Genomic DNA, 1668 nt, shown 5'->3' with positions numbered 1-1668 from the left:
TTAATCTCCATTCCGCCGCCTTTCAGTCGGCGGCACAAATAGTAATGAAAGATTTTCAATCTCCTTACTCTGTGCAATAATAGTTTCAAGAAGCTATACTACAAAGCACGGGAGGAGAAGTTGTAAATTCTTTCTCGTTTTAGACAGCATTTTAATCAGTGTAAGTCCTGCCTTTTCAAGCACAAATAAGTGGTACTACGAGTCCGTACACTAAGAATTGTTTAAACGCCTTAGTTTAATTGTGTGGCAGTTCAGTCAATGGCTTCTTATCTTTTACGAAAGGAGTCCGACTTATGAAAGTTACTTATCCAACCTGTTGTGGTGTTGATGTCCACAAATCTTTTCTCGTCGCCACAATTATTAAAACTACCAATGGTTTTGAACCTTCTTATCAAAAGAAACGCTTCTCTACCTTCAACAACTCTATTTTACAATTCAAAAACTGGCTTCTTGAAAATAACTGTTTTGATGTCTGCATGGAATCTACCGGTAAATACTGGATTCCTGTCTTTAATCTTCTGGAAGACAACATCAATGTTACAATCGCCAACCCTAAATGGGTAAAAGCTGTCAAAGGTAATAAAGACGATACGAAAGATTCTAAATGGATTGGGGATTTGTTCCGTCTTGGACTTGTTCGCGGCAGTTATATTCCTTGCAAAAAGATTCGTATTCTCAGAGAATATACAAGATATCGTTATAAACTTGTTTCCTGCCGTTCAAGTGAAAAGAATCGATATCAGAATGCACTTACTGTTTGCAATGTTGCTTTAGATTCCGTTGTTTCTGATATCTTTGGGAAGTCATCTACATCCATCATTGACTACCTGCTCCAACATTCGGGTACGTCCATCAACCATGAAGAAATCGCTTCTAAACTTCTTAAACGTCTCAAGTCTAAAGAAGATGCGGTGATTGAATCCATTGAGGGATACCAGATGACTGATTCCCAAAAATATCGCATGCGCCTCATCCGCGCACATATGGATTATATCACAGCTGAAATCAATGATGTTGATTCTATGATAAAAACTATGATTTCTTCTGACCCTGATTATGAAAACGCTGTTCAGTTACTCTGTACTATTCCGGGTGTCAATCATGATAGTGCTGTCACCATCATCTCCGAAATAGGTATTGATATGTCTCAATTCTGCACTTCCAAGCGTTTATGCTGCTGGGCAGGCCTTACTCCTGGCAGCAACGAATCTGGTGGTAAGAAGAAATCTGTTAGAATTACACGTGCCGGTATCTACCTCAAACCAGCATTGGTACAGTGCGCCCATGCTGCCGTGAAATCTGACAAATCTCCTTACTACAAAAAGAAATATGAATCTCTTGCAAAACGCCGTGGTAAGAAAAGAGCCATTATCGCAATTGCTCGAATGATTCTCACTGCTATCTACCAAATGTTGTCTACTGGTGAAACATGGAATCCGAGCGACTTATACAAAATCGATATGCCACAAGCTCTTGTTGACAAACAAAAGGCTAAGGCTATCAAACAAGCTAAGAAACTATTACAACAAGAAGGAATACTTCCCCTTGATGAACCGATAGCTTCTTGAATTAATTTTCTAATTCTATATCACTTCCAAAAGTTGTTTATTTTAGACAGCTTAGATAAGTGCGTCACTTATTGGCTTACTTCTACTTTCTTTCACACTA

At 38.7% G+C, this 1668-nt stretch carries 1 protein-coding gene; it reads left to right on the top strand.

Annotation, left to right across the window (positions count from 1 at the left end; all coding sequences use genetic code 11):
- The first annotated feature begins 293 nt into the window (after window positions 1–293).
- Entirely contained in the window at window positions 294–1568 is a 1275-nt protein-coding gene (locus tag DWX73_RS13190; protein WP_118349118.1) for an IS110 family transposase, read from the top strand.
- Window positions 1569–1668: the final 100 nt, after the last annotated feature.

Source organism: Coprococcus sp. AF21-14LB (genome assembly GCF_003458885.1).
In the GTDB taxonomy this organism is placed as follows: domain Bacteria; phylum Bacillota; class Clostridia; order Lachnospirales; family Lachnospiraceae; genus UBA9414.
This window is presented reverse-complemented; position numbering and strand designations above follow the sequence as displayed.

Bases quoted from the DNA above. Each gene is read 5' to 3' on its own strand.
- DWX73_RS13190 (WP_118349118.1), top strand. From the start codon at position 294: ATGAAAGTTACTTATCCAACCTGTTGTGGTGTTGATGTCCACAAATCT.